This window comes from Lysinibacillus sphaericus (genome assembly GCF_006864135.1).
Lineage (GTDB): Bacteria > Bacillota > Bacilli > Bacillales_A > Planococcaceae > Lysinibacillus.
The window spans coordinates 1-24,272 of record NZ_SADV01000040.1 but is presented as its reverse complement, the minus strand read 5'-3'; the positions used below and the strand labels follow the sequence as shown (position 1 = coordinate 24,272).

The following is a 24,272-nucleotide window of genomic DNA, read 5'->3' as shown; positions in this document are numbered from 1 at the left end:
ATGGTTATGGGGCTTATCAAAGGGCATTTTGAAATAGTTTGGCCTATAATCTCAGGGATTGTTAAATACTCTTGGGAGTCTATAAAATTTACGGTTGGTACAGCGCTTGATATAATTCTTGGAATTATTCAAACTGTAATGAAATTAATGCAAGGTGATTGGGAAGGCGCTTGGAAGTCGATTAAAGAAACAGCAGAAAAAATATGGAAAAATATCGAAAAATTCTTCAAAAACGTTAATCTAGTTGAAATCGGTAAAGATATTGTTCGAGGCCTAATCAAAGGTATGGGTGATATGATCGATGCAGTTGGTGAGAAAGCTAGAGAATTGGGGAATAACATAATTACTTCTGTATCAAATGTTCTTCAACGTCGTTCACCTTCCAGGGTGATGATCGCTATTGGTAAGGACGTTGGCGAAGGTCTTGCTATTGGTATCGAGAGTAAAAACGAACGAGTTGGAGAAGTAGCAAAAGACTTAGGGAAAAACTTGATTGATATTGCAAACAACTACAAATCCGAAGAAAAGAAAATCACCAATAAAGCCAATACAGAGATTGCCCAAATCGAAAAACGTTCTAAAGAAGATATTGATAAAATCAACCGTACTGCTGCATCTAAGAAGCGTAAAACAACACAAGATGAAAACATAAAAATCCAACGTATCAAAGAAGATGCAGCTAAGAAAATCGCAGATATTGAAAAGAAATCTGCTAAAGAATCTTCTGATCTATTAGGTAAAATTCAAAAAGATAAATTGGAAAAAATTAAGTTGTTTATTCAAGACAAAAAATCTTCTGAAGAATTAAGTCTTGAAGAAGAAGCTGAGATTTGGAAACGTTCTGTATCCCAATTTAAAGAAGGTACGAAGGAACGTGTAGAAGCTCAGAAGGCCTACAATAAGACTGTGGAAGACCTCAATAAAGCTGATTTAGAAAACATTAAACAATATATATCAGATAAGAAGTCTTCAGAGGAACTATCACTAGTTGAAGAAGCTAAGATTTGGGAAAGAACAATCGACTTGTTTGAGGAAGGTAGCAAGGAGCGTATAGAAGCTCAACAGAACTATAAAAAAGCTGTTGAAGCCGTTAATAAAGAGATTGTATCTATAAACAAGGATTTCCAAGGTCAAATGAAAACGATCATGGACGATTTAGCGAAGGAAGAAGAACAGAGAAACAAAGCCTATCAGGATACGTTTGACAAGCGTAAATCAACGCTTATGTCCTTCGCCGGAACATTTGATGAATTTAAAGTTGAACTTAATCGAACAAGTGCTGAATTAATGGGAAATCTACAATCACAAGTTGATGGTTTTAAAAATTGGCAAGACGAATTTGCTAAGCTATCTGAACGTAACATTGATGCAGATTTATTAAAAGAGCTATCGGACTTAGGAGTTAAAGCATTACCTGAGTTAGCGGCACTTAATAGCATGACTGACGATCAATTGACTAAGTATAGTGAGTTATACCGTGAGAAATCACAATTAGCACGTGAACAAACTGAAAAAGAATTAGTTGGCATGCGTGAAGATACGGATATTCAAATCCAAAAATTACGCGAGGCAGCTAATGATAAACTGAACCTTATCCAGAAAGAATGGGATAAGGCTATTCGTAATTTAACGAGAACTACAGCGAATGAGCTATCTACATTGCAATCAATCGGTATAGACGCTGGACAAGGGTTACTGAATGGTTTAGCAAGTATGCAAGGACCACTTGTAGATAAGGCCACTGAGATAGCAAACAGCATTAAAGAAGCAATGCAAGGAGCGTTAGACATTCATTCACCTAGCCGTGTAATGAAAGGTTTCGGCGTTAATATTGCTGAAGGATTAATCCAAGGTATGAACAGCATGATCGCACAAGTTGAACAGTCTTCCACAGGACTTGCTCATGCAGTTGTTGGCGGTCAAAATAATTACGATTATTCAAAGCAATTTAGTCCTAATGTAAAAATATATACACAAGATAGTGGATCGCGTGAAATGGAACGTACATTGAGACGCATGGCATTCGGATTCTAGGAGGTGACGATTTGAATATTAAAGAATTAAAGATAACTAATAGTCGTGACGATTCGATAACATTCGGTCGTCATTTTTTCTTGATGGAAGACTTTCAAATTAGTGGTTTAAAGGCGAATGTAAATACTTCTACATTTACCAGTGATGGAGCGCATTATCAATCGACTGTGTTAAATGTTCGTGAACTAGACGTGCCATTTTATATAAAGCGTGATGGAAATGAACCATGGTGGATTGAAGAGAAGCGACATGAGATGTATACGGTATGTAATCCTAAACACAATCCCATGAGACTAGACTTTACTACGAAAGCTGGACATGAGTTTTATTTATATGCCAATGCAGAAATGGCACCAGTCTATAATAATGGCTTTGAGCATGACAATAAAAAGTGGTTAAAAGGTCTACTACAATTTGTTGCTACGGATCCATTTATTTATGAAAAGGATGATTACTATGCAGAAATAGGATTGTGGAAACCAGCATTTGAATTTGTACTCGAAATACCTGACGGTGGAATTGAAATGGGATACCGTACACCTTCCACAATGATTAATGTGGAGAACACAGGGCAAGAAGCTACAGGTATGATTATACGTTTTAAAGCTACAGCAACTGTGAAAAATCCATCATTAATAAATGTAAATACGTATGAGTCGTTGAAGCTTAATACCACAATGCGTGCCGGAGATGAAATTTTCATTAACACCAATCGTGGTAAACGATCCATTATCTTAAGCCGTAACAATGTTCAAACGAACGTTTTTAACATATTAGATTTGTCCTCCACATTCTTACAGATAGAGGCAGGAGATAATTTATTTAGGTATGAAGCTGAGGAGAACATTGATTTCTTAGAAGTATCGTTTAATTATCGTGCGAGAAGAATTGGGGTGTAAAAATGGTCGATTTATATGTATTTGATTTGAATTTCAATACTCTTGGTGAAATAAGTGAATATAAAAGGCTTATTCTTCAAAGGAACTATTATAAATTCAGCATGCTTACATTGATTGTACCTGGAACGCCTGAAATGATTGAGCTACTTAAGATGGACAACATTATTACTACACAATCAAATCCGAACTATGGCTATATTATTCAGCATTTTGATTATATCGATGAAAATGGAAGTGAAATTGAAGTAGTCGCTTATTCATTAAACTTTATGACTTCATGGCGAGTAATCGAAAGGCAGCAACGTTATGCAGGAAATGTGGAGGACATCATTAAATCTTTCATCTCATCGAATGCAATTAATACAGTTTCTAATAGAGTAATACCTAATCTAAGACTCGCTTCAAATACAGGTATAAAGATTGTGGACGACAGTACCAAAACGGGTGGTCCAGTTAGTGAGCATTGTTTTGCACTTTGTCAAAAGCATGAGATGAGCTTCGATGTCTTTATGAATCATAAGGATAAAAAATATGATGTTTACACATGGCAAGGCGAAGACCATAGCATTACTCAAAGTGTTTTACCTCATGTGATTTTCAGTAAAGAGTTTGATAACGTGATTAAACAAAATTACGTAAATAGCAATATCGAAACGAAAACAACTGCAATTGTGGCGGGTGAAGGTGAAGGTGTCGATAGGAAGACTATCACTGTAAATGACAATTTAAGTGGATTTAACAGGCGTGAATTGTATGTAGATGCTAGGGACTTACAAAGTAGTTACTTAGATGACGACAATAACAACGTCACGTTAACTCCTGAACAATATCAAGAAACATTGCAATCGAGAGGGATTGAAAAGTTAGCAGAGTATCAAGAAATCGAAACATATGAAAGCGAAATTGATATGTTTGCTCAGTTTGAATACGGTGTTGATTATAAGTTAGGTGATGTAGTTAGCATCCGTAACGATGAGCTACAAAAGGTAATGCATGCGAGGGTAGTATGCGCAGAATTAACGGTTGATAGGAATGGACAAGAATTACGAGTAGAGTTCGGCTCAAATATTCCTACTCTCGGTGAAAGATTGAAAAAGGCGGTGAAATAAATGGCTATACGAAGTGGAATGTTTAACAGTGTAAATGGTGATAGGAAGGTTGATGCAGCATTCTTCTCTCTATTCTTTTCTACATTCATTGGAGATGGTGTTTTCCCTAATCCAAGTAACGGATTACAAGTTGTGGAAGGCCAAGGAATGCAGACTATTGTAAAACCGGGTAAAGGTTGGATACAAGGTCGTTTTATGATAAATGATAGTGACTTCATTTTTAAGCATGACATTGCAGATGGTGTATTGAAGCGTATCGACCGCATTGTTATGCGCTTGAATCATTTAACAAGACAAATTGAAGTTGTGCTAAAGAAAGGTTCCCAAGCTTCTTCACCTACAGCGCCTGCTATTCAAAGGGATGCAGAGGCGTATGAATTAGTCCTTGCAGATGTATTAATTAATGCAGGAACTACTCAAATCAATCAAGGTCTTATAACGGACCAACGATTGAATAAAAGCTTGTGCGGTATTGTACATGGCCTTGTAGATCAAGTGGATACGACAACAATCTTTAATCAGTATCAGTCATGGTTTAATAGCTATAGTGTCACAAAAGCTAACGAGTTCCAAGTGTGGAAAGATAGTATTCAGTCCGCTATGGAACAATGGATAAACTTAGAACAACAGGACTTTTTAGATTGGAAAGCTTCTGAGAAATCAGCATTCGTAATTTGGTTTGAATCTGTTAGAGGTATATTGAATGAAGATGTTGCCGGAAATTTATACAATCTAATTGACGATCATAAGAAAGCCGCAATGCCTCATCAATTTCTCGACACAACAGACAACAAAATATATAAATATGGATTTAAGACCAACCAAGCTAAGGATGGTCTTATTTTTGTTTATGAGGAGGTTCTATAATGCCTGAAATTCAATTACCTACAAAGGCAACACAAGATGTTATAAAAGCAAATGTAGATAACGTAAATTCGAATGTCACTACAGTTAAAAGTAATGTAGCTACAGTAGATGCTAATGTGAAAACAGTTAATACAAATTTAGGTATTCCAACAAGTTCAGCAAGTAGTTCAACTAGTGGTAGTGCCCATGCAAAATTAAATTATTTAATGAATAATATTGCTCCGATGACTGTTTTAAAACAATATCCATCGTCCGCCTCTAACCAAAGTATAATTGATAAAATAGCAGGAATTCACTCAAGTACTGTAGATGCTGGTGGGACTACTTATTTAAATATAAGTGGTAAAGGAAGATTAATATCTGTTTCTCCTAGTTCAAGTGCCGCTGATTTAACTTATATTACAATTGATGGTAACAAAATTTTCAGAGTTAATAATATGGGTGGATGGTTAGACCTCTCATTTTCAACTAGTCTAAAAATAACAAGTGACTATGAACCGCGAATTGTATTGTATGAACTAATTTCTTAAGTATAGGAGGTTGAGCAATGTTTGTAGTATTAAAAGAATATATAGAAGGTGAATACAAAATTACAGAATACACTGTAGACGGTGAAACTGTATCTCATAAGGTATCTGAAAGGTTATTGGATGATTTACCAGAACAGGAACCTGTTGAAGTACAACCAAAGCCTACTTTAGAAGAAATGCAAGCACAAACGCTATTGAATACAGAAGTATTAATAGCGATGAAAAATATCGGAGTGTAAGGAGGAACAAACATGAACATTGTTTATCGTGCTGCAGAGTTATTAATCACTAGCCCAGGATGTAATTACGATGTGATGGCAACAAATTTAAGTTTACTTATGTTAAATAAGCAGGTTAGCCAAGATGAATATTCGAAGTTATGTACCTTAATGAACGAACAGCAAAATAAAGTATCGAACGAAACGCAAGCATAAGCTTAGCGTTATTTTTATTGTCTAAAATGAGGTGATAACATGACGAAAGATGAACTAGATGAAATTAATGAACTTGATTGCGACTTAGGTCAGGCCTTTTACGAACTAAATAAAATTACGAAAGATAAGTATGTTGCGCTACATGATGATGAACACTTTAGAAATATTCTAAAGGCGATTGATACGCTTAAAGAAGAACTAAAATATTTTCAAAAATTTATTTGATTTTTATGCCTTCCACAGATAGTTGTGGGGGGCTTTTATTATGCAGAAAAGGAAGTGTTGTAATGGAAAAATGGATAGGAGCAATTAGTGGATTAATTGGCGCTCTAATCTCTTATGCTGTGGACGGTCTAGGAATGGCTGTAACCGTCTTAATCGGATTTATGGCTATTGATTACCTTACAGGCATTATGGGCGGTATTGTTAACCGTAACTTAAACAGCCGAGTTGGATTCAACGGTATCATTCGAAAAATTTACTATTTAATGCTAGTCGGGTCAGTATATTTACTGTCGCTAGTGATTCCAGGTATCGAGTACGCAGGTGCTGGAGCAGCCATTGCATTCTGTGTACTCGAATTTATTTCTATCACGGAAAACGGTACAAAGATGGGCTTACCGATGCCAGATTTTATTAAAGAACTTTTAGCAATTGTAAAGGATAAAACAGGGGATGGTGAAACGAAATGAGTACAAGCGTAACTACTACATGTCGTGACTTAGCTGAACTATTACCAGCTGCACAAACAGCTTGTAGATTACTATTCCAAGAGTGCTTTAAAGCTGGTATTAAGAACATCTTTATTACGGAGACGTATCGCTCTCAGGAAAGACAAAACTACCTATATGCACAAGGACGAACACGACCAGGGCAAATTGTTACTTGGACACTAAACAGCAATCATAAATCACGTCTAGCATGGGATATTGCTGTTGGCCCTCCACAATCATTGTATGATGTGACAACTTTAAATCGGATTGGCGCTATTGCTCGTAAACTTGGCATTACATGGGGCGGAGATTGGTTAGGTAGTATTGACCGACCTCACTTTGAGGTTAAATCAACTTGGAAGATGCCAAAAGGCTATAAATTAGAAGGACAAGTAATCGTACCAAGTAACAGTAAATTGCAAGTTCAATTAATTGTGGAAGACAAAAAGGAGGAAATTAAATTGACAAATTGGAATCCAGGTTCACCAACTATGCAAACAGAAGCAGAAAACTATATCGCACAGGCTGTAAAGGATGGTATTATTCAAGCCTCACATTTAAAGGATTTACAAAGTGGAGCAATGACAACTGATCGATTAATTGGATTATATATTACTATTCAGCAAAGACGTAGTAAATAAGCAACAAGGACTAGCGAAGCTAATATAGCCGAGCTAGTCTTATGACTTATTACACAGTACAAAAGTGACAATCTAGTGAAAATTATTATCTTAAAATATGAACTAATTTAAATGAAAATATCAAGTGTTTTAATGTGAATTTCACTAAAAACGTTACTTAAGTAATATAAAAAAATAATAACACGCCAAATAATGGCGGTATAATTGGCGTGATTTGGCGTTAATTGACGAGAAGAGGCAAATTACCGCAAAAATAATGGTGGTGACCGAAAATGGAATTTCGGAAACTGCCCTTTGCAAATTCGGTATTTGTATTGATAGACTTGAGATAACTCGAGGGTAAGTGGACATGCTATAGCATTCATACACGAAATAAACTATAAAACAAAAGGAGTACATAATTTATGAAAATATCAAAAATATTTACTGGTTTAGTTGTTTGTGGGGCTCTAATGTTTACAGGAGCATTAAGTTCTTCAGCACAGGAAATTGATCCTCCAAAAACTCTAGCAGTTAATTATTCTTCACACTCAACATTAATGCCTCATGAAGATTGGTGGGATGTATATAAGGGGCCATCTTATACTGCTACAGTGACTATTCAGCAAGATCCACCAAGGGTTCCAATAGTTTATAGTGGTTTAGTATTTCATGTTGCGACTGAAAAAGGAAACTACTTGTATAAAGGATGGCTTTCTCAAAGGAATTAACTATTTAAATCCCAGGTACTCAATTAATTTTGAGTCTGGGATTTTTTGCGTTTCAAAACTTTTTCTTGCCAAAACACAAACGTCCGTTCTAAAATAATTACAAACAAACGTTCTTATTTAAGGAGTGCAAAAGGAATGAAAGAGCAACTGATTAAATCAATGCAACGTAATCAAATTATGAATATGATGTACTTGGCTAAAGACGGTAAAGTGTCAAAAAGACGTATCAAAATTGTTAAGATTTTTGGTGATTCGTTTCAAGCGTATTGTTTTACAAGGCAAGCCAAGCGTACATTTATGATTGAAAGTGTGCTGGCAGTTATTCCAATCATCCACAAGGAGCGTTCCGTTGTATGATAAGTTTCGAACAAAGGCGACTACTTCATAAATTTGTGGTTTATGATATGGCTGTTCAGTCGTTACAGCGTGATTATAAAGTGATTGAAAACCTTAAATTGAGCAAAGTGTATTTGCCAATCCTTGATAAGCTTTTAGACGACATTTCACAAGAATATTACAATACTAAAAGGCTGTTGGCCAAAGATAAAATTAGAGTCGTGAAGTGGGAAAAGAAAGATGAATACTTTAGTGATTTAATTGTAGCTACTGCGGGTGAGGATCAAGTATTTACCTATGCTAATATGGCTCTGAAAACACAGGTAGAGAAATTATTTTTAAGTCATACAAACGAAGGCACTGATTAGTATAGTGCCTATTTTTTTATGCAATGAAAAAAGCCACTCGTTTGAGTGACTAAATTTATTATTTATTTACTTCGATAGTATGAGTAACATCTTCACCTTGTTCATCGACTTTAGAATTAACAGGAGCGTCTATACGAATTTCAATAGTTTTTAAATCCTCTACCTTAGAATTCTTTAAAACATACACGTTATATCCTTCATGTTTTACTTGCCCCAGATACTTACCTTCTATATGTTCAGATAGAAGCATTGTAGGTTCTAATTGTTCTTTTGTATTCGTAATAATCACTGCTTGCCCAAGATAAAAACTTATATCCTCTTTAGATGTATTTTCACCATTCATAAAAATAGTAATAGCATTCACTTCTTCTCCAACTTTAACACCAAATTGATTTGCAGCTTCTTCTGTTTTAGGAGTAATCTTCTTCAACACCACATGTTCAATATTGTATTTCATTGGTCCCGATTGTCCAACAAGGTTCAATTCTTCGGAGTAAGTATCAATACCTTTGAGGTTTTCATCTTCATATTCATTATCTTTTTTATCTTCTTTTTTAGCTGAATCCTCTTTTTTATCAGAAGATACAGGTGTTTCTTGTTTTGTAGAATCCTCTTTAGACTTTTCGTCCTTTGATGAATTTGCTCCACAACCAGCCAACCCTAAACTCAATACTAATGCTGCACTAAAAATTAATTTTTTGTTCATATACTAAATCCTCCCTCTATATTTCCATTTTAGGAAATTATGATTGAAAAGTACATATAAAAAACAGACAACCTTATTTAGTTATCTGTTACTTGATCTCAAACATTTCATTCATATCTGTAATTTCAAGAGCTTGTAATACTTTGGTGATGTGTTCACGATTAATAGATGTTCTTCTATTAGTTGCAAGTTCGCTAATTACTGTACGCGTTAGTCCCGTCTTCTCTGCTAATTCCACTTGTGACATTCCTCGTTCGTTTAACACTTCTTTTAGTTTTACTTTTAGTTCCATGATTTCACCTCTTTAATTGTATTCTTCTTAAATTCCATTATACACAAATCCATAAATTTAATAAATAATTTTTATGAAATACTTGAATTATTAAATTTAATAATTTATACTCAAATCAATAAATAATTAAATTATTATATTTAATGATAAACGGTAGGTGAAAAAATTGAAAACAATCCAACAACGTCAAGAGTACATCCGAATGAAGATGAAACAACAGGACGCAATTACAGATGTCCATAAGTATCAGAATCGATTGAAGTGGATTATGAGGTATCATAGTCTGCTTACAGAATTAGAAGTAAAACAGATTCGTGAAAATTTACGTAAGGCATTTAAGTAGTAGAAAGTGGAATGGAAATGAGATGAAAACGATGGCATTTGAATATTTAGCAACTTACAAAACATTTGAATCAATAGCAGATATGGATAAGAGTGTGGAGGACCATATAGCGGCACATTATTATGACCTAACAGAATCAGAACGTGCCATCGTTATTGCACTTTCACAACGTTCATTAATGTATCCAGGAGCTTCACATCTAAAAGCTGAAACGATTGCTGAAGCAACTGGCACTTCTCGTAGTACAGTAATGCGCGCGATCAAAAAGCTTGTTGAGTTAAACATTATTGAGAAAGTAAAACAAACAAAGCTTAATGGAATCAAAGGAGCAAGCATTTATAAAATTTTACCTTATAGTGACACATCGGAAATGAAACATCGAGAGGCAGTCGATGAAGCTAGTAATGACGTGGTTTGCCGTCCACAAATTAAAAACCTATCTTTAAACTCTTTTAATCTTTTAAGTTCTAAACAAGCAAATAATATTATGAGTCTTGAAAATGAATTGGCTTTGCAAGCTGAAAAGAAAAAAGAATACATGAATGAGTACCAAGTGATGCTGTTTGATTTCATGAATAGCTTGCCATTAGCAGATAACTTAAAAGGTGAGTTGCATAAATGTGTACTGGCTTCACAAGTGAATACTGTGGAAGACTTCATTAAAGCTAAGAACGTACTTTTCAAAATTGCTATAGATATTAAAGAAGGTGTACTAACGGTAACTAGTACATTAAGAGCTGTATTTGTAGGGGCTTTTAATAAGGCTGTTGAGTGTTTAGATAACAAGTCGGATAAATCATCATCTATAGAAGAAACTCCATCTAAGGAACGTCCAGTACCTTTCTACAATTGGTTAAAAGAGCGTGATTGCCCTCCACAATCAAATAATAATAGACCATGTAATTTAGAAAATTGGTTGGAATGGTAAAAGAATAACCGCTATAAATGCTCGGAGTTATGTGAGGTTTAGTCGATGAGCAATTTATAGCGGCCGAGTGGAATACGTATTAAGTATGTTGGTATCAAATATATTTTATACCTAAGGAGGAAATACAATTGACTCATTTTGAATATATGGAACAACAAGGACAATTAACGATATTTGACTTACTGAATCAATATGAAGAAATGGAGATTAGAAAGCCTTCCGCAGATGATAATAAAGCTGTTGATAAAAATAAAGTAATTGAGTCTCGCATTAGAGTGTGTATCGTGCGGAGATAAGAAAAAAGACCATCATAATAAGGTGATCTCGTGATACCATTTGTGATACCGTTTTACGTGCCGGATTCGTGCCGATTTCATGCCGAAAGCGTAAAATAACATAAGATAATATGGGAAAGTCTTAGAACAAAAAAGGCTGATTTTATGAGTTTCTTCTATTATATTATACATTTCAAAAACCTCCATTTATCAAGTTTGAGATGGAAGGTTCTATCGGATAATACGCTGATAAACGAGGTAAATAAGGGTTTTACGCTAAAGCCAAACCCCTTATTGTCCACAAATTTCCTTTGTAGAAATCGAGTGCAGTGCACTCGATTTTTTTTATGCGGATGTTGTTCACGTAGCTTACCAACCTTTTTTACACGAATAAAAACTTGCGGAGAAGATCATAAATTGACAAATTTTATTTTGAATATTTTATGAACATTTTGGTAAAATATATAGCTTTTTAAATGAAAAGGCACATTATTATAAGATATTTACTATATTTAGAGCTATTAATATACATCTTTTGCGAAAAAACATAACAGTACAATGCGACTTTTATAATATTTATACATAGTTTGCTTAATTTTTAATCCATAGCTATCATACGAGTAGAAATACATTTTCAAAGATAAGGAGACTACTTATATGAATACTAAATTCGCAAAACTAAGTAAAAGTAAAAGTAAAAAGGGCATAAGTGCTGCCATATTAGCAGCTGGAATCATGGGGATGGCAATGGCGCCAAATGCATATGCACATGGGTTTGTTGAAAAACCAGCTAGCCGTGCCGCTTTATGTAACCAAAATTATGGCGGTCTTAACTTAAGCTGTGGAAACGTTATGTATGAGCCACAGAGCTTAGAGGCACCAAAAGGATTTCCACAAGGTGGACCAATTGATGGTAAAATTGCATCTGCAGGAGGTATGTTTGGTGGCATCCTCGATCAACAATCCGTAAATCGCTGGTTTAAGAATACGATTACAGGTGGACCAAATACCTTTACATGGAAGTACACTGCGCCGCATTTAACAAGCAAATGGCACTATTATATTACGAAAAAGGGATGGGATCCTAATAAACCATTAACCCGTGCTGATCTTGAGCCAATTGGAACTGTTGAACATAATGGTACTGCTGCATCAAATAATTTAACTCATACAATTAACGTGCCAACTGACCGTAGTGGCTACCACGTGATTCTAGCTGTTTGGGATGTAGCTGATACTACAAATGCTTTCTATAATGTAATTGATGTTAATTTGGTAAATAATGTGGATGTGGATAAAGAAGCTCCAACTCAACCGAATGGATTGCAAGCAATGAAAGTTACTTCTAACAGTGTTGAGCTAAAATGGAATCCTTCTACAGACAATGTAGGGGTAAAAGAATATCAAGTATTACGCGATGGTAAAGCAATTGGAACTTTACCGGGAACAACATTCACAGATAAAAATTTAACAGCGAATACAAAATATACATATACAATAAAGGCAGTGGATGCCGCTGGGAATATTTCAAAAGAAAGTGAGTCTATAGCTGTAGAGACAATGAATGCAGTTCCGGACACAGAAGCACCAACGCAACCAACTTCACTTCATGCGATGGGAGTAACATCCTCAAGTGTAGACTTAATGTGGGGGGCATCAGAGGATAATGTAGCAGTTGACCACTATGTTATATATCGAGGCACCCAAGTAGGGCAACTGACTGTAGTTGGAACATCGAAAACTACTTCCTTTATGGACATGAATCTACAATCCAATACAACATATACGTATGCAGTTACTGCCGTTGATGCAGCAGGAAATGAATCTAATAAAAGTTCCATTTTCACTGTGACTACAAAAGAGCAAGGGTCGTCTTATGAGCAATGGAGTCCATATAAGGCGTACACAAAAGGTGATAAAGTAGAGCATCAAGGGAAAATATATGAAGCTGTGCAAAGTTATCAAGGATATGGAGATCCAAATTGGATATCCGCATTGTCTTTATGGAAAGAAAGTAAATAAAAATAAAGTTTTAATAAGATTTTCTTAAAGAAATTATGTAATATTATTTTTTGGATATAAAGGTAAAAAATCTGCATAGCGTTTAGATTGAAGGAGACGAACTTTGAAAATCGTCTCCTTCTTTTGATCTTCAAGGTAAGTACCTAATGTTGTTTTGATGGTTTAAAGAGTCGTTATAAAGTTGAGGGAAAACAGTTGGAAAACCTGTATTAGGAATATTATATGCAATAAAGGTTTCGTACATAGATACATTGTCTTTTTCCTTCTGACTCCTAGCCACATAGGCTATTTTATTGTTTTCTAAGTTTGTTACGAATAACTGCGATTCGTCATTAGAAAACGGTACCCAATTACGTTCGAAAACTGGCAATAAAGCATTTATATGCCCCGATGCATTATTAAAAAAGTTAAAGTTTCCTAAAAAATGATCAAAAATAGATTGAGCTAAGTTTTCACCCAACAGTTGAGGAGACGTCAATGTAGAAGGTAGTAATGTATTTTGATCACTGTCCCTATTTATCTCGGGGCTTTTTGGAAAAAATAAAAACCATACAGCGTGATTTTGCTCGTCCGCTGCTGCACGTCGAAATCTTTCTTTAATCATCGGATCATTTGCTTTATCTGCTATATCTAAATAAGAATCAACAGCTTCTTGTTTATCTTTAAAAGCAAATTCGATTCCAGCCCTATAGTTGTCCGGACATTCCTCAATTATTTGAAAAGAGGGTTTACTTCCTGTTAAATTCGTGTAAAGTTTGCTAAATTCCTCGAGATGGCGTAGTGCATCCTTTTGAATCTCAAGTATTCTATTCTTTTCATCCTCAGTAGGAGCCATCTTAGCTAACTTCTCATAACAAGCAATGGCACTATATTCAGCATTAATTGCCTTCTGAATATCATTTACAAGTTGAGCATCGTTTAGCATAGGATAAGTACCATTATGCTGTGGAGCATAATGATAATAGTATTGATTTGGATACATCGTTGTCCTCCTTTTGTTTAACTCTTCTTTCAGCGGGTGTTCAAACACCTGTACCTGTCTTACGCTTTCGGTACAAAAGACATTCGCTGAAAGAAGCTAAAGCCTACGGCGGATGTCACGGAATCGGAATGGAGTTAATAAAGGATGTTAGCCTAAAATCATCGCATCCATGTGATAACGGCTAACTGACCTGCATCGGTGTCGTTGTAGCTACGCCTTCGCCCCAAAAAACAATTGCAGGCCTAAGCACAAAGCCGATTCCGGACGTAATTATGCCGGGCATAATTGATCCATCAACTTATCTTATGCTTTGTGTATAGGTAATTGTGCAAAGTCATGTCATTTTCGCCTAGCGAGGTTGTTATACATAATTGCCTGGCATTTTATATAGGTTTGAATTCTTTGTATAGTCAGAAAATTGTGAAATGACAAATATGTAGTATAGTAGATGAAAATTACTATAAGTCGCAGATACAAGAATCCCATCAACGATTAGGAAAAAAGCAAATTCTTATGTCTGATTTGCTTATAAAAACAGTTGACTTATTTTCTTGTTGTAACTATAATGGTTACAGCTGGAGGTGATGAAGATTAAAATTAGCAGTCGTTTTACAATTGCTGTTCATATTTTATCAATCATCAAACAAAATCCATCGACTATTTGCACATCAGAATTTATGGCGGAAAGCGTAAATACAAATCCAGTAGTGATTAGGAAAATAGTATCCTATCTTAAAAAGGCAGGTATAGTGCAAGTGCGTAGGGGAACAGGTGGAGCTTCTTTAGTTAAAGATCTGGATGCTATCACTTTGTTGGATGTTTTTCGATCAGTAGAAGTTGTAGAAGAAGATCAGTTATTTCATCTACATGAAAATCCAAATCCTGATTGTCCTATAGGTGCAAATATACAGTCTGTGTTAGAGCTAATTTTAGTGCAAGCACAAGAAGCAATGGAACAAGTATTGGCTAATATTACTATGGAACAAGTGATTACATCTTTAGTCCGTGAAATTCAACAATCAAAATAATGCATTCCTTTCACTTCTATCAGTGTATGTCGCAGAAATCGGAAAGGAATCATCGTATCCATGCGATAACGGCTAACTGATCTGCATCGGTGTTGCTGGCGCTACGTTAGCACTGCGCTTTCGCACAAAAAACATCTGCTGCTGACGCTGCGCTTTCGCGCAAAAAACATCTGCAGGTCTCAGCGCAAAGCCGATTTCAGACGCTATTATGCCGAGGTATAATTGATCTGAATGCATTATTTATTTGACTTAGTTGTAACTATTATGGTTACAACAAAAAGAGAAAGGAAGGTTTATTGGACGACCCTTAAAATAAAAGCATATTTTATTTGTCCTTTCTGTTTTTTAGGGAAAGGCCATTAGATGAAATTGCAAAAGAAAAGGATATTGAAATAGCATGGATGCCGTTTGAATTAAGGCCTAAACCGTATCCTAAAATTGATCCTTGGAAAGAGCCTGCTAAATTAGGTTCGTGGGACTCCTATATTCTCCCTACAGCTAAAAAGCTAGGGATTGATATGCGATTACCGCGTGTATCTCCACATCCTTATACAAATTTAGCTTTTGAAGGATATCAATTCGCTAAGGTATATCAAAAAGGCAATGAATTTCATCATAGAGTTTTCACAGCATTTTTCCAAGAGGAACAAAATATTGAGGATGTAGACGTGTTAACTCAATTAGCAAATGAGGTAGGTCTGCCAAAAGAAGAATTCAAAGAATCTTTGCTTTCAGATAAATATCGTGAAGTACATCAAGAGGCTTTAAGGCATGCATATGAAGAAGCAAATATTACAGCTGTTCCTACACTAATTATTGGTGATGAAATAATCCAAGGGTTAGCTAGTAAAGAAAGAATAGCACAAGTCATCGATCAGCAATTAAAAAAATAGAAAATGGAAATTTAGATTTAAACAGTAGCCAAATGAAGGCTGCATGGAAAAGTCTATATATAAATTTGATTAAAATTTGGAGGAACTACAAATGTCAGTAACAACAACTAATTTAAAAGAAGCAATTATTAATCGCCGTTCAATTCGTAAAGTGAAAAAGAACGCAGCGATTACAAAAGAAAAAATGGAGGAGCTATTAAAAATTAGTGTACATGCACCATCTTCATTTAATATGCAAAGTGGACGTGTAGTAGTTTTAATGGATAATGAGCATGAAAAGTTTTGGGATATTGTTAAAGAAACATTACGTGCGCGTGTTCCAGCAGAAAATTTTGCTGCAACAGAAGAGCGTTTACATGGCTTTAAAGATGGAGTAGGAACAATCTTATTCTTTGAAAATCAAGCAACAATCGAACAAATGCAAGAAAATGCTCCTTCTTATAAAGAGCAATTCCCTTTCTGGTCTCATCAAGGAAATGCTATGCTACAATACGCAACATGGATGTCTTTAACTACTGAAGGAATTGGCGCATCTATTCAGCACTATAACCCAATTATTGACGAGGAAGTTAAAGAAACTTGGAATATTCCTGCAGAATGGAGCCTTGTAGCTCAAATGCCATTCGGTGAGCCAAATGAGCAACCAGGAGAAAAAACTTCTTTACCTTTTGAAGATGTAGTAAAGTTTTATTAATTTAAATCAATAATAACCCCGGTTAAGTGGACGTGATGCACTTAACCGGGTTTTTAATTTTTAGCCAAATGGAAAATTGTATCCTACATAGTTAAAACATATATTTTCAGCTACAGCTATTAGGCAATCCTAATATGGAATCGAATCTTGTGCCAAAATGTAATGCTTAGGTTGTTGGGAGTGAAGAATGGGCGACTCCTTGAGGATCAGCAATAGGGGAATGAAGGCTAAAACCATCACATCCTGTGAACACGCCTTCGTGACCAACATCGTGCTACTGCCGCTTCGCTTTCGCGCAAAAAACATCGTGCTGCTGCTATGCTTTCGCGCAAAAAACATCGTGCTGCTGCTATGCTTTCGCGCAAAAAACATCGGGCTGCTGCTATGCTTTCGCCCAAAAAACATCTGTTGACCTTAAACCTTGGAGTGAAGCGGTTCATCGGACGCCCCCCAGAAAAGCGCCAGCCAGAACAACCCTACGTTTAGGCGATAACCCTATATTTTATATGATAATATCCATATATGCATTTCATTAGAAAGTATATGCTATGATAAATATACATAGAGGAGGGGGTCACATGATTATAGTTGGATTAACTGGTTGGGGTGATCATCCTTCGCTTTATAGTGAAGTGACTGCCTCAAAGGACAAATTATTCGATTATACAGGTCACTTTTTAACGGTAGAAGTAGATACTTCTTTTTATGCAATACCTTCTAAAGAGAATGTTCGAAAGTGGTGTGAAGATACTCCCGAAAATTTTCGTTTTGTTGTGAAGGCCTATCAAGGAATGACTGGTCATTTACGTGGCGACATACCGTTTGAATCAAAAAATGACATGTTTAATGCCTTTATCGAATGTGCCAATGAATTTAAACGTCATGGGAAGTTGGCGATTGTACTAGCACAATTCCCACCGTGGTTTGATTGTCAGACTAAGAATGTACAATATTTATTGTATATTAGGCAGCAGCTCAAAGGCTTTGACGTAGCTATTGAGTTTCGCAATCGAACATGGTATGCGGACAATGTAGTGCAGCAAACAATGGATTTTTTACGAGAGCATCAATTTATTCATACAATTTGTGATGAACCACAGGCTGGCGTGGGCTCTGTACCATTTTATCCTACGGTTACTGCGACGAAGGCACTTGTACGTATTCATGGACGTAACATTCATGGCTGGCGTAATACTGGTAATGCCGAGAACTGGCGGAAGGTTCGCTTTTTATATGATTACAATAGTGAAGAATTGCTGCAGCTTGGACAGCATTTGAAACATCTCCAATCAGAAGTACAGGATCTATATGTATTATTTAATAATAATTCAGGGCTTCATGCTGCGAAAAATGCAAAGGAATTACAAGGTATTCTAGCGATTAAAGACATAGGGTTAGCGCCTAAACAATTAAACATGTTTGAAGGGGAACTATAATGGAATTTTTTGTTTTAGTTATTATAGCATTATTATCTGGGATAATTGGCTCGTTGGTTGGGCTTGGCGGAGGGATTATCTTAGTTCCAGCAACTTTATACGTTGGCTTAAATCTAGGGATGATTCCAGATATCACTCCTCAAAAAGTAGTTGGTTTATCTGTTGTCATGATGATTTTTACTGGACTTGCCTCTACATTAAGCTATATGAAATCTAAAACAGTTGATTATAAGAGTGGTTGGATATTCTTTATAGGAAGTATACCTGGAACAATGCTGGGTGCATGGGTAAATAAGGGGCTAGATGTACCATCATTTAATTTGTATTTTGGTATTTTACTCATCATTTTAGCGACGATATTACTTGTACGTGATCGATTGAAACCTGTAGAATGGTTTGTAAAAAACGGCATGCAACAGGAGTTCAAAGATAAAGAAGGAAATACCTTTATATATGGGTATCCCATTTGGTTTGCCATTGCATTAACATTTGGCATTGGCTTTGCCTCTGGATTATTTGGTATCGGTGGAGGCTCGATGATCGTGCCTGCCATGATTATTTTATTTTTATTCCCACCGCACGTTGCAGTGGCAACATCGATGTTCATGGTATTTTTATCGTCGATTGTAAATTCAGCGAGCCATGTTTATTTAGGACACGTTCCATTGCTCTATACGATTCCTGTTATCCCAGGAGCTTATATTGGAGCAAAGCTAGGGGCCGCATTAAATAAAAGAATTAAATCAGATACGCTTGTAGTAGCGCTTCGAGTTATTTTATTATTATTAGGAATTCGTTCTATTATCGAAGGGTTATTGTCATATTAGGTCCGGAAAGTAAAGATGATTTTGATAGAAAGTCTTCTACAGACATAGAAGCTATTTTAAAGAAGAGGTGGCTTAATTGCTGGAAAAAATTCATATATTTCATACGAATGATTTGCACAGTCATTTTAAGTATTGGCCACGAATGCAAACCTATGTGGAAGAAATGCGTACGAAGCTAACAACCATGGGAGAAACAAGTTATTTATTTGATGTTGGCGATCATTTAGATCGTTCAAATATTTATACGGAAGCAACAGTCGGTAAGGGCAATGTGAGATTATTGAATGAAGCGGGCTACGACGTAGTGACAATTGGTAATAATGAAGGTATAACATTGTCCCATGAGGAGCTATACCATTTGTATGATGAAGCAACTTTTGACGTAGTAGTTGCTAATGTGAATGCCTCTCAAGTACCAAACCCAGCGTGGATGAAGCCGTATGTTGTATTAACAACTGCTTATGGCACAAAGGTTGCAGCCATTGCAGCAACGGCTATGTTTGAAATTTATTATAATGAATTAGACTGGGAGATAGATGAGGCACGAAGTTCACTCATTCGCTTAGCACTTCAGCTTCGCAAAGAAGTAGATATAATTGTTTGTTTGTCACATTTAGGGATAACAGAGGATGAGCTTTTAGCTGAGGAATGCCCAGAAATAGATGTTATATTCGGCTCACATACACATCATGTTCTCCCTAATGGAAAGCTAATTAATGGCGTTTTATTAACGGGTGGAGGGAAATTTGGACAATATACTGGCCATCTTACGTTAGAATATGATACAAAATCTAGGGGAATTGTTGAAAAAAAGGATACATTAATTCATAATAATGATTTGCCTGCGATTAAAAATGAACATGAAATCGTTCAATATTTTGAAAAGGAAGGCAAACGATTACTTGATATTCCAGTATTCACTACGGGAAAATCGTACAACAAGGAATGGTTCCATTATTCGCAATTATCAGATTTGTTTGCGCGTGCGATTTTAGAGAAAAGTGGAGCAGATTGTGCGGTATTTAACGCGGGTATTTTTTTAGATGGTTTACCTAAGGGAACAGTGACAGCACTAGATTTGCATAGAATTTTCCCACATCCTATAAATTTATGTACGATTGAATTATCAGTTGCTGAAATGAAAGAAATTTTTCAGCAATCTAAAAATGAAGAATGGCCATATATTGAGCTAAAAGGATTAGGGTTTAGAGGCGTTATTTTTGGGAAGATGTTAACTTATGGCTTTTCGATGAATGAAGATCGCCAATTACTTATCAATGGGAAGCTTGCAGATAATGATCGAATTTATAAATTAGTAACACTTGATTTGTTTACGTTCGGTTATTTTTATCCAAGCTTTAAATATGCTAAGAAAAAATATATTCTACCAGAATTTTTACGAAACATTATGATAGATTATGGTCAAAGATTCTTTAAGTAATAGTAGATAAAACGCTTTAAGAATGGATTGGGGAAAAGGTCATGCGATTAATTTCAATCGATGTATTAAAAGAAGGAATGGTATTAGCAAGAACCATTTGGAATGAGGCGGGGCATCCTCTTTTAAAGAAAGATGTTGTCATTAATGAACGTATCATACAAAGGCTTCAACAATTAAATACGCATTATTTATATATTGACGATAAAATTTCTAAGGGTATTGAGGTACAGGAAACAATTCCAACTGTTATTCGAAATAAAGCAATTTCAACCATTAAAGATTCTTTCCAATCAATCAATGGTTTAAATCCAGTAAATGCCTCTTATGTGCTTGACCAACAATCAAAAGCAATTGTCTCAATTGTAGACGAGTTACTGTTGGCAGTTAAGGGTAATGATGAAATTTTAACAATACTAACAGATGCGTATTTATTTGATGAATATTTATATCAACATTCCTTTCAAGTCACACTATATTCGATAGCGATTGCGAAAGAGCTTGGATACTCAGTAGAGGATTTACGTTTAATTGGGATTGGCGCTTTGTTACATGACATTGGGAAGCTTATGGTACCAAAAGAGATCCTCACAAAGCCTGAGCGCCTAACGTGTGAAGAGTTTGAAACGATGAAGCAGCATACTCGATATGGTTTTGATTTGTTACGTAATTTACATTCCATATCATTGATTGTTGCACATTGTGCTTTCCAACATCATGAACGGATTGATGGGAGTGGCTATCCAAGGGGCTTGGTAGATTTTGAAATCCATCCGTTTGCCAAAATTATTGGTGTAGCAGACGTCTTTGATGCGGTGACTACAAGTCGTGTATATCGAGAAAAAATGCTACCTTCCCAAGGTCTAGCAATTTTAGAAGCAGGCGCTGGAACGATATACGATGCACGTATTGTAAAAGCATTGAAAAGGTCTGTTGTCCATTATCCAAATGGTGTTATTTTAAAATTATCGGATGGGCGCCGAGGTATTGTATCGAGACAAAATGCATTGAATGCCGCATTACCTTGGGTTCGTATTTTTGAGGAACAAAATCAATTAATAGCAGCTACATATGAAATTAATTTAGTGGACTACCCAACCGTAATAATAGAAAGCGTTGAAGTGGATTATGTTGTGCCATTGTAAATCGAATAAAAATCTTCTCCTGTTCATACGTTAAGGAACAGGAGGAGATTTTTTGTTTTTCCCTCGAAAAAGAATGAAATTACGATCATATAGTAATCATAGCAACTATAGAAAAAAGGGAAATCGATTGAATCGATTAACCCTAGTAGTTGTATTTGTTATTATCGGTGTTTTTTTATTTATTTATTATTTAAATGAGCAGCTTATGCCGACCTACTTAGATTATGCTGAAATACAAACGGCTAAAATTGCATCTTCCGTTGTGAGTAAAGCGATTGATTCTCGTACATCAAGTGTTATGGATGTTAATGATATTCTTGTAGAAGTATCCCCTGGGAACCATGCTGATTTGAAGGTTAATACTGAAACGATTAATCGAGTTCGAACAGAAACGGTCAATCAAGTAAAATTGTATTTAGAGCAGGCAGAGCAAGGAGAATTGTCGCATTTGCCAAATCTTGATAATGTTGAATATGATTATAACAAGATCAATGAAGGTAATGGGGTAGTTTTTTATATGCCGTTGAGTCAGGCGGCTAATATCCCTTTAATCGGGAATTTGGGACCTAAAATTCCAATACGCTTTCATGTAATTGGCAATGTGCATAGTGAAGTTACTTCTTCAATAAAGGAATATGGTATAAATAGTGCCTATATGTCGGTAGGGATTCATATAGAAGTAAAAGTGCAAATTATTGTCCCTTTTGCTAGTAAAACTACTACAGTTACTCAGGATATTCCAGTGGCAATGGGCTTAGTAAGAGGGGATGTTCCAAGTGTTTATTCAAAAGGTGGTGAAGAGGTACCTTCAATTCAAGTACCTATCACTCCTAAAAAGTAAAAATGTTTAACTTCTTTCAGCAAATGTTCTTTGTACCGAAAGCTTAGCGACAGGTAAAGTGTCCAAACACCTACTGAATAGAGGAACTAAGGCCAAGAACTTCACATCCACTGACATGCATCACGCAGGCCTAAGCACAAAGCCGATTTCGGACGCAATTATGCCGAGGCGCATATTAGATTGTTATAGTTGTTGGAGTTCATTTAATATGTTACATTGACAGTGAAGATAGTAATATAAAAACTGCATATATTTGATAGGGGCGATATCCGTATGACATCTTGTAAACCTACAAGCAAAGAAAACGAAGAATATTTAAGAAAACCAGATTGGTTAAAAATTAAATTAAACACAAATGATGAATATAAAGGGCTAAAGAAGCTCATGCGTGAAAAAAATCTGCATACAGTATGTGAGGAGGCACGCTGTCCTAATATTCATGAATGCTGGGGTGAACGACGTACAGCAACAATGATGATCCTTGGATCTGTTTGTACGCGTGCTTGCCGTTTCTGTGCTGTTAAAACAGGCTTACCAAATGAATTAGACCTAGCTGAGCCAGAACGAGTAGCAGATTCAGTAGCTATTATGAACTTGAAGCACGTTGTTATTACAATGGTAGCACGTGATGACTTAAAGGATGGCGGTGCGCAAGTATTAGCTGAAACAGTCCGTGCGATTCGTCGTAAAAGTCCGTTTACATCGATTGAAGTTTTACCATCCGATTTAGGTGGTTTACAAGAGAACCTTCAAATGTTAATGGATGCGAAGCCTGATATTTTAAATCATAATATTGAAACAGTGCGTCGCTTAACGCCAAGAGTACGTGCACGTGCAAAATATGAGCGTTCATTAGAGTTTCTTCGTTTGGCAAAAGAAATGCAGCCAGACATCCCTACGAAGTCATCATTAATGATAGGCTTAGGTGAAACACATGAAGAAATTTTAGAAGTTATGGACGATTTACGAGCAAACGACGTAGATATTATGACAATTGGTCAATACTTACAGCCAACGAAAAAGCATTTGCCTGTTAAAAAGTATTATTCTCCAATAGAGTTTGGTAAACTGCGTAAAATCGCAATGGAAAAAGGGTTTAAGCATTGTGAGGCAGGCCCACTTGTACGTAGTAGCTATCATGCTGATGAACAAGTTAACGAAGCGACAAAAGAACGTCAGCTACAAGCAGAACAGTAAGAACAAATGCTGAAATAGAAGGCGGTGCCACTTTGATCAATATAGAAGGATATGAATACGAGATTATTGAAGATTACAAAGAAGCTTTTCAAGAGGAAGTATTCAAGGAACGATACTCAGATATTTTAGCCAGATATGATTATATTGTGGGCGACTGGGGCTATAGTCAATTACGCTTAAAAGGCTTTTTTGATGATAAAAATCAAAAAGCCACTTTCGATACGAAGATTAGTACATTACAAGATTACTTATTTGAGTATTGTAATTTTGGCTGTGCATATTTCGTCTTGCGAAAATCCGGCAAATCTACTCAACAGCCAGAAGCTGTAGTAAGTGAAGAACATGAAGTGACAAAGCTTGTCGAGAATGCACAAATAGCAGAATAAACGTTTAAAACCTGATGCGAATTTTGCATCAGGTTTTTACTTTGCAGTGATAGGTTTTTAAAATCTGGTAATAATAAAAATATGGCATAGCGTGTGGTTGATTTCCGTTCTAACTGGGCGCTTTGTTGCTGCCGCTTCGCTTTCGCACAGAAAAAACATTTGTTGCTGCCGCTTCGCTTTCGCACAGAAAAAACATTT

28 protein-coding genes and 2 pseudogenes are annotated in these 24,272 nt (G+C 35.9%); 27 read left to right on the top strand and 3 right to left on the bottom strand.

Annotation, left to right across the window (positions count from 1 at the left end; translation table 11 throughout):
- The 13 genes and pseudogenes from C7Y47_RS25175 to C7Y47_RS23825 form a co-directional block, all read left to right on the top strand.
- Window positions 1-2,034: pseudogene (locus tag C7Y47_RS25175) on the top strand (hypothetical protein); the annotation flags it as partial.
- A gap of 11 nt (window positions 2,035-2,045) precedes the next feature.
- Window positions 2,046-2,933, top strand: coding sequence for a phage tail family protein (locus C7Y47_RS23880; protein ID WP_142511025.1), 888 nt, complete (start codon window positions 2,046-2,048; stop codon window positions 2,931-2,933).
- Window positions 2,934-2,935: 2 nt separating this feature from the next.
- Window positions 2,936-4,042 (top strand): siphovirus ReqiPepy6 Gp37-like family protein, encoded by a 1,107-nt coding sequence (locus tag C7Y47_RS23875; protein WP_142511024.1) that lies wholly within the window; start codon window positions 2,936-2,938, stop codon window positions 4,040-4,042.
- Complete coding sequence (locus tag C7Y47_RS23870; RefSeq protein WP_142511023.1) at window positions 4,043-4,909, top strand: hypothetical protein; 867 nt, start codon at window positions 4,043-4,045, stop codon at window positions 4,907-4,909.
- Window positions 4,909-5,439, top strand: coding sequence for a hypothetical protein (locus tag C7Y47_RS23865; RefSeq protein WP_142511022.1), 531 nt, complete (start codon window positions 4,909-4,911; stop codon window positions 5,437-5,439). Before C7Y47_RS23870 ends, C7Y47_RS23865 begins: the two co-directional genes overlap by 1 nt.
- Window positions 5,440-5,456: 17 nt before the next feature.
- A complete protein-coding gene (locus C7Y47_RS23860; RefSeq protein WP_142511021.1) occupies window positions 5,457-5,678 on the top strand; it encodes a hypothetical protein in 222 nt (73 codons plus the stop codon).
- Window positions 5,679-5,690: 12 nt separating this feature from the next.
- Window positions 5,691-5,873, top strand: coding sequence for a hypothetical protein (locus C7Y47_RS23855; protein ID WP_142511020.1), 183 nt, complete (start codon window positions 5,691-5,693; stop codon window positions 5,871-5,873).
- Between the two features lie 39 nt (window positions 5,874-5,912).
- Window positions 5,913-6,098 (top strand): hypothetical protein, encoded by a 186-nt coding sequence (locus C7Y47_RS23850; protein ID WP_142511019.1) that lies wholly within the window; start codon window positions 5,913-5,915, stop codon window positions 6,096-6,098.
- Between the two features lie 62 nt (window positions 6,099-6,160).
- The gene (locus C7Y47_RS23845) at window positions 6,161-6,565 is read left to right on the top strand and encodes a phage holin family protein (RefSeq protein ID WP_185903596.1); all 405 of its coding nucleotides are present in this window, start codon (window positions 6,161-6,163) and stop codon (window positions 6,563-6,565) included.
- Window positions 6,562-7,227: a M15 family metallopeptidase gene (locus C7Y47_RS23840; RefSeq protein ID WP_142511017.1), complete on the top strand. Its 666-nt coding sequence runs from the start codon at window positions 6,562-6,564 to the stop codon at window positions 7,225-7,227. Before C7Y47_RS23845 ends, C7Y47_RS23840 begins: the two co-directional genes overlap by 4 nt.
- A gap of 404 nt (window positions 7,228-7,631) precedes the next feature.
- On the top strand, window positions 7,632-7,937 hold the full coding sequence (locus C7Y47_RS23835) for a hypothetical protein (protein ID WP_142511016.1): 306 nt from the start codon (window positions 7,632-7,634) through the stop codon (window positions 7,935-7,937).
- A gap of 135 nt (window positions 7,938-8,072) precedes the next feature.
- Window positions 8,073-8,294, top strand: a complete 222-nt coding sequence (locus tag C7Y47_RS23830; RefSeq protein ID WP_142511015.1) for a transcriptional regulator — start codon at window positions 8,073-8,075, stop codon at window positions 8,292-8,294.
- Complete coding sequence (locus tag C7Y47_RS23825; protein ID WP_185903595.1) at window positions 8,291-8,641, top strand: aconitate hydratase; 351 nt, start codon at window positions 8,291-8,293, stop codon at window positions 8,639-8,641. The genes C7Y47_RS23830 and C7Y47_RS23825 overlap by 4 nt, the downstream gene beginning before the upstream one ends.
- Before the next feature lie 58 nt (window positions 8,642-8,699).
- On the opposite strand, the gene C7Y47_RS23820 is transcribed toward C7Y47_RS23825, so the two are convergent.
- Together C7Y47_RS23820 and C7Y47_RS23815 are read right to left on the bottom strand one after the other, a co-directional pair.
- The gene (locus C7Y47_RS23820; RefSeq protein ID WP_142511014.1) at window positions 8,700-9,347 is read right to left on the bottom strand and encodes a hypothetical protein; all 648 of its coding nucleotides are present in this window, start codon (window positions 9,345-9,347) and stop codon (window positions 8,700-8,702) included.
- An 88-nt stretch (window positions 9,348-9,435) separates the two neighbouring features.
- A complete protein-coding gene (locus C7Y47_RS23815) occupies window positions 9,436-9,639 on the bottom strand; it encodes a helix-turn-helix domain-containing protein (RefSeq protein WP_036127261.1) in 204 nt (67 codons plus the stop codon).
- A gap of 166 nt (window positions 9,640-9,805) precedes the next feature.
- Between C7Y47_RS23815 and C7Y47_RS25170 the strand changes: the two genes are divergently transcribed.
- The 4 genes from C7Y47_RS25170 (at window position 9,806) to C7Y47_RS23805 (ending at window position 13,207) form a co-directional block, all read left to right on the top strand.
- Window positions 9,806-9,982 (top strand): hypothetical protein, encoded by a 177-nt coding sequence (locus tag C7Y47_RS25170; RefSeq protein WP_185903594.1) that lies wholly within the window; start codon window positions 9,806-9,808, stop codon window positions 9,980-9,982.
- Window positions 9,983-10,013: 31 nt separating this feature from the next.
- Window positions 10,014-10,910 (top strand): helix-turn-helix transcriptional regulator, encoded by an 897-nt coding sequence (locus C7Y47_RS23810; RefSeq protein WP_142511013.1) that lies wholly within the window; start codon window positions 10,014-10,016, stop codon window positions 10,908-10,910.
- A 128-nt stretch (window positions 10,911-11,038) separates the two neighbouring features.
- Entirely contained in the window at window positions 11,039-11,206 is a 168-nt protein-coding gene (locus tag C7Y47_RS25165) for a hypothetical protein (RefSeq protein WP_185903593.1), read from the top strand.
- A 636-nt stretch (window positions 11,207-11,842) separates the two neighbouring features.
- Complete coding sequence (locus C7Y47_RS23805) at window positions 11,843-13,207, top strand: lytic polysaccharide monooxygenase (protein ID WP_142511012.1); 1,365 nt, start codon at window positions 11,843-11,845, stop codon at window positions 13,205-13,207.
- Window positions 13,208-13,337: 130 nt separating this feature from the next.
- On the opposite strand, the gene C7Y47_RS23800 is transcribed toward C7Y47_RS23805, so the two are convergent.
- Complete coding sequence (locus C7Y47_RS23800; RefSeq protein ID WP_142511011.1) at window positions 13,338-14,189, bottom strand: ferritin-like domain-containing protein; 852 nt, start codon at window positions 14,187-14,189, stop codon at window positions 13,338-13,340.
- Between the two features lie 590 nt (window positions 14,190-14,779).
- On the opposite strand from C7Y47_RS23800, the gene C7Y47_RS23795 reads away from it, so the two are divergent.
- The 10 genes and pseudogenes from C7Y47_RS23795 (at window position 14,780) to C7Y47_RS23750 (ending at window position 24,074) form a co-directional block, all read left to right on the top strand.
- Window positions 14,780-15,217: an Rrf2 family transcriptional regulator gene (locus C7Y47_RS23795; protein ID WP_142511027.1), complete on the top strand. Its 438-nt coding sequence runs from the start codon at window positions 14,780-14,782 to the stop codon at window positions 15,215-15,217.
- A 264-nt stretch (window positions 15,218-15,481) separates the two neighbouring features.
- Window positions 15,482-16,110 (top strand): annotated as a pseudogene (locus C7Y47_RS23790) (DsbA family oxidoreductase).
- Window positions 16,111-16,201: 91 nt separating this feature from the next.
- On the top strand, window positions 16,202-16,804 hold the full coding sequence (locus tag C7Y47_RS23785) for a nitroreductase family protein (protein ID WP_142511009.1): 603 nt from the start codon (window positions 16,202-16,204) through the stop codon (window positions 16,802-16,804).
- Between the two features lie 578 nt (window positions 16,805-17,382).
- Window positions 17,383-18,240, top strand: a complete 858-nt coding sequence (locus tag C7Y47_RS23780; protein WP_142511008.1) for a DUF72 domain-containing protein — start codon at window positions 17,383-17,385, stop codon at window positions 18,238-18,240.
- The gene (locus C7Y47_RS23775) at window positions 18,240-19,067 is read left to right on the top strand and encodes a sulfite exporter TauE/SafE family protein (protein WP_142511007.1); all 828 of its coding nucleotides are present in this window, start codon (window positions 18,240-18,242) and stop codon (window positions 19,065-19,067) included. The genes C7Y47_RS23780 and C7Y47_RS23775 overlap by 1 nt, the downstream gene beginning before the upstream one ends.
- A gap of 76 nt (window positions 19,068-19,143) precedes the next feature.
- Entirely contained in the window at window positions 19,144-20,508 is a 1,365-nt protein-coding gene (locus C7Y47_RS23770; protein WP_142511006.1) for a bifunctional metallophosphatase/5'-nucleotidase, read from the top strand.
- A gap of 41 nt (window positions 20,509-20,549) precedes the next feature.
- Window positions 20,550-21,650, top strand: a complete 1,101-nt coding sequence (locus C7Y47_RS23765; RefSeq protein ID WP_142511005.1) for an HD-GYP domain-containing protein — start codon at window positions 20,550-20,552, stop codon at window positions 21,648-21,650.
- Between the two features lie 73 nt (window positions 21,651-21,723).
- A complete protein-coding gene (gene yunB, locus C7Y47_RS23760) occupies window positions 21,724-22,491 on the top strand; it encodes a sporulation protein YunB (protein WP_142511026.1) in 768 nt (255 codons plus the stop codon).
- Window positions 22,492-22,764: 273 nt separating this feature from the next.
- Entirely contained in the window at window positions 22,765-23,688 is a 924-nt protein-coding gene (gene lipA, locus C7Y47_RS23755) for a lipoyl synthase (protein WP_142511004.1), read from the top strand.
- A gap of 32 nt (window positions 23,689-23,720) precedes the next feature.
- On the top strand, window positions 23,721-24,074 hold the full coding sequence (locus tag C7Y47_RS23750; protein WP_142511003.1) for a YutD family protein: 354 nt from the start codon (window positions 23,721-23,723) through the stop codon (window positions 24,072-24,074).
- Window positions 24,075-24,272: the final 198 nt, after the last annotated feature.